This window comes from Metabacillus rhizolycopersici (assembly GCF_020075705.1).
The window spans coordinates 1-8156 of the sequence record NZ_JAIQUM010000133.1 but is presented as its reverse complement, the minus strand read 5'-3'; the positions used below and the strand labels follow the sequence as shown (position 1 = coordinate 8156).

General features: G+C 36.2%; 7 protein-coding genes. 3 read left to right on the top strand and 4 right to left on the bottom strand.

Annotated elements, in window-relative coordinates:
* Positions 1-284, bottom strand: a 284-nt coding sequence (locus K9V48_RS26425) for a transposase (protein WP_224142066.1), incomplete at its 3' end; no start/stop codon positions are given.
* 368 nt (positions 285-652) lie between these two features.
* Positions 653-889, bottom strand: coding sequence for a YppF family protein (yppF, locus tag K9V48_RS26420; protein ID WP_111618393.1), 237 nt, complete (start codon positions 887-889; stop codon positions 653-655).
* Positions 890-1186: 297 nt separating this feature from the next.
* On the opposite strand from yppF, the gene K9V48_RS26415 reads away from it, so the two are divergent.
* Together K9V48_RS26415 and K9V48_RS26410 are read left to right on the top strand one after the other, a co-directional pair.
* Positions 1187-1534, top strand: coding sequence for a hypothetical protein (locus tag K9V48_RS26415; protein WP_224142065.1), 348 nt, complete (start codon positions 1187-1189; stop codon positions 1532-1534).
* A 496-nt stretch (positions 1535-2030) separates the two neighbouring features.
* Complete coding sequence (locus K9V48_RS26410) at positions 2031-2270, top strand: hypothetical protein (RefSeq protein ID WP_224142064.1); 240 nt, start codon at positions 2031-2033, stop codon at positions 2268-2270.
* Between the two features lie 480 nt (positions 2271-2750).
* Here K9V48_RS26410 and K9V48_RS26405 read toward each other — a convergent pair whose 3' ends face one another.
* The gene (locus K9V48_RS26405) at positions 2751-3872 is read right to left on the bottom strand and encodes a GerAB/ArcD/ProY family transporter (protein ID WP_224142063.1); all 1122 of its coding nucleotides are present in this window, start codon (positions 3870-3872) and stop codon (positions 2751-2753) included.
* A gap of 622 nt (positions 3873-4494) precedes the next feature.
* On the opposite strand from K9V48_RS26405, the gene K9V48_RS26400 reads away from it, so the two are divergent.
* Positions 4495-6894, top strand: coding sequence for an HYR domain-containing protein (locus K9V48_RS26400; protein ID WP_224142062.1), 2400 nt, complete (start codon positions 4495-4497; stop codon positions 6892-6894).
* Between the two features lie 141 nt (positions 6895-7035).
* Here the strand turns inward: K9V48_RS26400 and K9V48_RS26395 are convergent, their stop codons facing one another.
* Positions 7036-7731, bottom strand: coding sequence for a BMQ_0737 family morphogenetic spore coat protein (locus K9V48_RS26395; RefSeq protein ID WP_224142061.1), 696 nt, complete (start codon positions 7729-7731; stop codon positions 7036-7038).
* Positions 7732-8156 lie beyond the last annotated feature (425 nt).

The following is an 8156-nucleotide window of genomic DNA, read 5'->3' as shown; positions in this document are numbered from 1 at the left end:
GCCATATCGAGAAAATATTTAAATGACATATCATATTGAGAACGTTCAACTATATCTACATCTGATAAATCATAGATAGATTTAAGCAATAAATATTTGAACATTCGAATTGGTGGTATAGCATTACAACCATTATCCAGACAATATTTTGTTTTTAATTCTTCGAGAATGAAGGAAAAGTCGACCAATTCGTTAATTTGACGAAGCATATTATTTTTGGGCACAACGATATTGTATATCGCTGCATATAGGCTAAGATTAAGAGACTCTTGATTTGAAATCATTTGGATATCACCTACATACAGTTAATAAAACCATTATAGAGTAAAAAGGCAATTGAAAGTTCGATATAATCGAACTTTCAATTGCCTAATTTAATAATGGACTTTTTCAGTGACCTCATAAATTCCGGTGTGTTTTTTATGAGCAAGAAAATTGGAAAGGAGGTTCAACATTATATAATATGAACGATAAATGTTAGTTGATATAAGTCATTCAGTTCAAATAATGTATATAATCTTCATTCTTAGTTTACATAATCAGATATTATTAGCAAAAAAGGATTAGGTATCTAAAAAGTAAACAACTCTTTTTTGCCGATAATTGTTAACTAAACATGAATATATATAGAGTTAATTAAAAGTGTGATTTGTTAGATTGTAGAACTTAATTTATACTTTTCAAAATCAAAAGATCCTATTTTCACAAAAAATGAGCTTGGTTTTTTCGCTTCCTGTTTGTCCAGTTCAAAAAAAAGTTTTTTGTATTCAACAATAGACAATTCCCCATAAATATAACTTTTTTGAATATAATCTAGTAATTCATTGGCATGTAATGGGTTTCGCTTTTTTACTAGTACAAAACGATGTATTAAGTCTTCTACTAACATAGTAATCCACTCATTTCATTTGTGTTTTTCAAAACGTGTATGAACTCTTAAAAAAAGTGTAACATGTAAATCGTTTTGAACTTCCCTTTTTGAAAATTCAAACTTACGACATTTTTTTACAAATCCAAACAAACTTTGCGTGTATACTCTATAAAAAACTAGTTCACATAATCACGCTTATAGGTAATCAAATAAGACCTCCTCAGATTCGTCTCTAAGGATTGTTATAAACTTTAAGGGTAATAGACTAAAAACGTTGTATGGGCTTTCTGTGCGTTCTGAGGGGATGCAGGGAACTTGATTACTTTGTCGAAGTTATACGGTGAGGTGATGGCTGTGGACGCTTTAACTAGATCGGTTGTAGAGGATTTATTCAAACAGCGTGTATCAATCATGAAATTTATACATGAAGAAGATGTATTTGAAAGGGATATACTTAACAAAGTTGAACCTGATGCAGTAGAAATCATTCTGAAAATAACAAGACTCAGTGAAGCTTATCATGACACTATTTGGAATTTCTGTTGTGAAATTTATGAGGGCAATATGACCATTTCAGAAGCCATTGACTATTTAGAAAAAGAACAGCAACAGTCTTTATCCTCTTTTATGTTCATAAATTTTTGGTTTCCATTTTCAAAGTAGGGTGAATACACCTTGCTTTTTTTGTGTTGGGGTAGTACCTGCCAAGATGTCACCACCCGCAATAAGAAGATATTCCCTAAGATGATTTGTCTCAAAAACGTTTGAAGTGAATATTGTTACAAGGGATTTATGTGACAGTATTTTGTTACACAGTCTTTTAGGGATTTGGTAGCCAATTTTATACAGGGGTATAGTCGTAACTATAATAAAATCAAGGGTTTAATATGATTCCGATTTCTTATTGCGGTTCATAGCAGCTTCGCTGGTATTAGGCGTACTAGTATGCGTAAAAGCAACTTATTTTCATTTTGCTTTTACATATGCTAGCTTCTGCATGAAAGCCTTGTTTTTATCAAGATTTTATATACATCCTTACTTAACATAATCATTTATTCTCGGTACTGAAAATTGATATAAGAATCGAAAACAGTCTTTTAGTATAAATGATGATTTTTATGTACAAAACATAAAAGAATAAAATCATGGGAGGATTAGAATGAATCATGAACTAGATTATGATCGTGACTATGACAGCGAAGATGAATTATTTAAGAATTCACTAAAACAAATCTTACAAATGTCGTTAGAAAGAGAAAATGAAATGATGAAAACATACTTAATCACGGCTGAACGCATACATGACAATGAAGAACTACAAAACAGATTGCGAAATTTTGCTGAGGGTAATGCTAAACGTTCTCGACAATTGATGGATGAATTAAAAAATAATGTATAGGTTGTTATTCATTTTTGGTTAACATAATCACGCTTATAGGCATTGAAAAAGGTTCTTCAATTTGAAGATCTTTTTTATACTATACTATTTCTTTAATTCCTTAGATGAAGAATAATTCAAGTGTATATATTCCCCAAATAAATCAAAGGATAATTTTTAATTAGTAATTAAGGGGTATGTACATGTTAAAAAAAATCTTAGACTTGAACAACAATATATCAGTATTATGTGGAATATTTTTTGCTATTCGCTTTATCTACACAAAAGAAATATATATACAGCTAAACGGATATACGATAAATACGCTTAATTTACTCATATTTATAATTGTATTAGGTGCAATACATAGAGCAAGGGATAAGGAGACTAATAAAGAGATAAAATTATTAAAGTAACTGTGATAGACCAAAAATTTTATACTTCAAAAAAGCCAACGGATTTATTTAAACCCGTTGGCTTTGGAATATAGAATAATTATTATTATGTTTCATTTGATTTCGATCTACCATTCTTCTTGAAACCATTACGAATCAGAGCAATAAGCAACATTAACAACGGAATGATTACCATGAAAGGCAGGTGAAGGGGATACATTATAATGTCTAAACCTTCTTCAATATGTTCCGTAAAGTTTGAGGCAATCTCCATAGATAAAAAAAGGAGAATAACCCCCATTGGCAACACAATTTGTTGATGATTTTTCAACTTAAACAAATCGACTATTCCGATTACGGCACAATAAAACCAAATGGATATCTTGAAAAGCATCGTAATCAGAAAGGTATAGACAACTACAGCATCAAGCCTTTGTATAAAATCGAAAAGGTTAACTTTTCCAATCGTTGAAAACAAAGGAAACGTAGATCTCTCCACTGCTTCGATGCCAAGAACAGCGATATCTAAACTTGTTGTATAACTTAAGATAAGCCCACTTGAAATGACGGCAGACAGCCAAACCTTTTTAGCTAAATCTGGTCGATTTAGATATGGAAGCAACATGGTAAAAACGATCATTTCTCCGAAAGGGAAAAAAGTAAGCAACGGAAAGGCTGTCGTTAAGATGGGTTTCCATCCATTTTCCAAAAAGGGTTGCAAATTATGGAGTTCAACATTACCTGAAAAATAGACGAAAAGATTTCCTGTGACTCCAAAAAAAAGCAAGGTAACAATAAATACTTCTGTCGTTCTCCCCAATACTTCAATCCCTAGATAAAGTACATAACACATCGCAAGAACGAATAAGATATTGAGTACGAATAACGGCGTATTAGGCATAGTCGACGCAAGCAGCAAATCCCCAAAGTCACGTAAACCCCGGGCAGCCTCGTACAAAAAAAATATGACGTATAATAGACCTATTATCCACCCAACGTATTTACCGAATATTTTCCTAGCATATCCGGTCAATGGCAGGTTTGGATATTGGCGAAATAAAAAATAATAAATAAAAAATAAGATGATTCCCCCGCACATTGCTAAAAGAATGGCAAGCCAAGCATCTTTTTTGGCACCTATTCCATAACTTACAACTATCGCGCTCCCAAGTTCAAATAAAAACATCATGGCAAATAGTTGAATGACACTAATTTTGGCTCTCTCCATTGTCTGAAATCCCCCCTTTTCCCAGTGATTTAATCCGCAAGCTTGTACATCTTATCTAGTTATTCATTTTCCCCTACTTTCCAATTTTGAATACTTGTAAGGGGGATGTAATGCATATTCTATACAAATCTAGTTAACATAAGGTCAATTATAGGTAATAAAAAAAGATCTTCGACCGGAAGATCTTAATAATTTGGAGGTAATAGTATTCTATGCTAATACCTCTAATCTGGTTTTTGGTAATTATAGGTAAAAATCCTTTTTATATGCACTTACCTAAAACCAAAAGAATAAAATAAAATTGAAAAAATGTAACCCAATTTCAAACCACCAAAACGGTGGTTTTATTTTTTATTTTTCAACAAACAGTATCAAATGAATACTCTATACAAACCTAGTTAACATAATGAGGCGTTATCGGTAATAAAAAGGATCTTCAAACGAAGATCCTTAGTTCTCATGGGAAAGGCAATAGGAAGCTGCCCGAACCGCGTCAAGGGAAGTTCATATACTAAAGTAGCCTTTAGAAAAAGGACAAGAGTCCATATGGTATATATATCAAACTAAGGCAAAATCCTGAACTACTTTGGTTTATGAATAATCAGAAGGGCGGTAATACACCATGTCAGAAGAAAGTATAAAAAAGATAACGAGTGCACCACCAATGCAACAAATTATAGAACTAAATGAAGAACATGAGGAAAATGAAGATAATACATCCATATCAATACTGCAAGTAGATTCAACAGATTTTCGAATCTCAACATTAAATGGACGGCCTGAAAATGAGCCTACTGTGGCGGTCAATCGGAATAATCCATCATCAATTATTGCTGCTTCTCACGCTTATACGCTTGCAAGTGGGTTTCCTCAATTTGGGGTATATAGATCTATTAATGGAGGTGCCACATTCACGACTTCGTTTCTCCCAGTTCCAGCAGGATTTAGAAATACTGGCGACCCAATCATAGACGCCGATCTAAACAATAGGTGGTTATTAGCTGGTATCGCTGTTCAACCTGTTTCAGCAACAGTAGATAGGGCATCCATCATTGTTTATCGATCCGTTGATGATGGGCAAACCTTTTCTGCTGCGATTAATGTTTCTGGTATAAACAACAATTTCTTTGATGATAAAGAATATCTTGCCTTTGATAAGTCTCCGGCCAGCACATTTGAGGGGAATGCCTATATTAGCTATACAAGGTTTACTAATGATGCTGCAGCCACCTCTCAAATTTTACTTCAAAGGTCTGTAGATGGTGGATTAACATGGATGGCGCCAATTGCCATCACACCTGCAATTGGAGGAGCTCCCTTTGTACAAGGATCAAATGTTCAAGTAGGTCCGAATGGAGAAGTATATGTTGCTTGGATTGAGGGAGATTTCACTAACGCCACGTTTCGAATTCGTAGGTCAGATGATGGTGGGGTAACATTCGGTCCAACTGTTAATGTCAGTGCTATTGTTCGAGTTCCATTGACTCTAGCTGCAGAGGTCCCTTCATGGGCATTCCGTGTCCCTACCTTTGCTTTTCTTGCGGTAGATACATCAGAATGTTTTGGTTCTGCAAACTTCGCAAGAGTGTATGCCGTATGGCAGGCTTACGGCACAACAAATGCTCATATCCTTTTGTCTTTCTCCGATGATGGCGGAGCCACATGGTCAGCCCCAATACGTGTTGATAATAGTCCTGAGGATACCCAAAATTTTTTCCCGTTTGTAGCAGTTTCCCCATGCAGTGGCACCGTAACTGTGATTTACTACACAAACCGGGAATCTTCTACTCTTCTAGATGTTTATTTAGCAGTTTCGACTAATGGTGGAGCCACATTTACAAATTCACGGATAACAGACGTTTCTTTCAACCCTAATTCTGATACTAGCTTTGGTAATCCGAGCACATTTATTGGTGATTATATCTACTCGGCCTTTATTCCTCCAGCTTTGCCGGAACCGGAAAAGTTAATCTCCGTATGGACTGACACTCGGAGCAACAACAGTCAAGATATCTTTGGCAACATCAGTGATCTAGAACGGATCCCAACTATCAGCTGTCCTGGTAACATTACACAGGATAATGACCCGGGGGTATGTGGAGCCATTGTCAACTATCCACCTCCAACTGTAAGCACCAGCTGTCCTGGAGTGACTTTTAGCTGCAGCCCTGCTTCTGGATCCCTATTTCCAGTGGGTGAAACCATCGTCACTTGTACGGCTACCGACATTTGTGGAGGATCGGCGGAATGCTCCTTTATGGTCACAGTAAACGATGTGGAACCACCGACCATTATCTGTTCAGGTAACATCACTCAGGATAATGACCCTGGTGTTTGTGGGGCGATAGTGAACTATCCACCTCCAACTGTAAATGATAACTGTCCGGGAGCAACATCTGTTTGTTCCCCACCTTCTGGATCGCTCTTTCCCGTTGGAACGACTATGGTGACATGTACAGCTACGGATGCTGCTGGCAATACAAGCGCTCCTTGTTCGTTTACCGTAACAGTGAACGATACTGAGCCGCCAGTAATCACTTGTCCAGCTGACATCACGGTATCCAAAGATCCTGGGCAAAGTGGGGCGATCGTCACCTATCCGGCTCCTATGGTAAGTGATAACTGTCCGGGAGCGACAGCAGCGTGCTTGCCAGCTTCAGGAACATTCTTTCCTGTAGGAATGACTACGGTGACTTGTACCGCGACCGATGCTGCTGGCAATACTAGCAATTGCTCGTTTACTGTGACAGTAGTTGATAGCGAACCACTGACCATTACTTGTTCTAATAACATAACTGTTCGAAGTGATCCCCGAAGAAATGGTGCCATTGTAAACTATCCTGATCCTACGGTAACCGGCAATGGTCCAGGTGTTACGTTCTCTTGTACACCAGCTTCCGGATCCTTCTTTCCTATAGGGGAAACACGTGTCACATGTACAGCCACAGATGCTGCTGGGAATACTGCTCAATGTTCCTTTAGAGTAAGGGTTATTGCTGATCCTTGTAGTATCCTGTCTTAAAGGTCAAAAAATTTATATTCATAATCAATAAGGGTACTCATAATGAGTACCCTTATTGATTATCTTTTTCCAACTGCTATACAAGGAGGATAGAATCCTATCATAAAGTACTTTTCATTTAACACAATGTTCTTATCGTTCTTATTCTGTTCCTGAAAATACGGCTGGGCATTGAGGAGGTAAGTTTTTTGGTGGACAATTTACGACTATTTCAGAACGTGGTTGACAAATATTTGCATCTATCTCTAACGTGACGATGCTTTCCATTTGGACATTTTGACACATGTTAATCGAAACATCGATTTGTTGGAATGATGGATTTCCTACGTTATCCAGGTTACACATAAAACAAGCATTACACTCAAATTCCGTTATTGTACATTTTAAAAATGTGCCTTCTGGAGCACAAAGCAAAAATTGTTCACAAACTGAGAACGGTTGTGGGGATGATATACAAGATTCACCTCTCACATTTGAAATTTGAACAACAAAATAACCCTTTTTTAACACGATTACTTTTTGTAGTGTGACTGTTTCCCCTGTCGGAAGAATAACATTCACATCATTACGTCCATCTATTTCTGTACATGAGATCGATCCCGGTGCTAATGGATCAACTGGATGACCATTTTCATCTGTTAAGATACATTCTGCAGTTAGTTGGCCACCTTGAACTTGCTCATTTATTTCATCACAAGTAAAATTGAGTCTTTCTAGTCCAGAAGTTCCTCTAAAGCTTTGAACAGGAACTTGAATTTGTCCAACAACCCAGTCATAGACTTTTGGAACTTTGATACAAAGTGTTTCCTGTTTCCCATTAATATGTTTGAACTCCATGTGCTGTATTCATCCTTTCAACTTTTACCTTCTTATATTTCTATGCCCCATTCTGTTTATTGGTTAGGATAAACACCTGTAAAGTCAAGGGTTTATTATCTTGATTGAACATAACCATTTTGCACATTTAAGTTGAGATAAGTATTCAGTTTAAATGATGTATATCGTATTCATTTCTAGTTAACATAAAGTTGCTTATCGGCAATGGGAGCAGAGACAAGCACTTCCACATTTCTACCTATATGACACTTGTCATACTTATGACTTGACGTTTATGCCTACTCCTAATAGCAATATACCTTTATAATTAGGGTAATAATTCGTTTTAGGAGGATAAGATGAGCAGAGAAAAGACGCTTGAATTACGCAAAAATGTGAAACCATTTGAAAATTCCGAGTTGAGAAAGAGCATTTTCCAACTTATT

Bases quoted from the DNA above. Each gene is read 5' to 3' on its own strand.
- yppF (WP_111618393.1), bottom strand. From the start codon at position 889: ATGTTAGTAGAAGACTTAATACATCGTTTTGTACTAGTAAAAAAGCGA.
- K9V48_RS26410 (WP_224142064.1), top strand. From the start codon at position 2,031: ATGAATCATGAACTAGATTATGATCGTGACTATGACAGCGAAGATGAA.
- K9V48_RS26405 (WP_224142063.1), bottom strand. From the start codon at position 3,872: ATGGAGAGAGCCAAAATTAGTGTCATTCAACTATTTGCCATGATGTTT.
- K9V48_RS26400 (WP_224142062.1), top strand. From the start codon at position 4,495: ATGTCAGAAGAAAGTATAAAAAAGATAACGAGTGCACCACCAATGCAA.
- K9V48_RS26395 (WP_224142061.1), bottom strand. From the start codon at position 7,731: ATGGAGTTCAAACATATTAATGGGAAACAGGAAACACTTTGTATCAAA.